Source organism: Paraburkholderia sp. SIMBA_053 (genome assembly GCF_046534895.1).
In the GTDB taxonomy this organism is placed as follows: domain Bacteria; phylum Pseudomonadota; class Gammaproteobacteria; order Burkholderiales; family Burkholderiaceae; genus Paraburkholderia; species Paraburkholderia caledonica.
In genome coordinates this window covers 1-232 of sequence record NZ_JAWRXU010001840.1, presented here as the reverse complement: position 1 = coordinate 232, position 232 = coordinate 1, and the positions used below count along the sequence as shown (strand labels likewise).

Sequence of the window (232 nt, the reverse complement as noted above, 5' to 3'; positions counted from 1 at the left end):
ATCATGACCGCCGACCCCGCCGACCCGCTCGAGGCCGAGGGCGTCCTCAACCCCGGCACCGCCTGGGGGCCGGACGGCGAGCTCTACCTCTACCCACGGGTCGTCGCAGAGGGCAACGTCTCACGAATCGCGCGAGCCCGCGTCATCATCGAGGACGGCGTGCCGACGGGTGTCGAGCGCCTCGGCCTCGTGCTCTCCCCCGACGAGCAGTGGGAGCACGGCCACCAGAACG

At 72.0% G+C, this 232-nt stretch carries 1 protein-coding gene; it reads left to right on the top strand.

Annotated elements, in window-relative coordinates; translation table 11 throughout:
- Window positions 1–232: hypothetical protein (locus tag SB753_RS41890; protein WP_410805798.1), on the top strand; the 232-nt coding region annotated here is incomplete at both ends.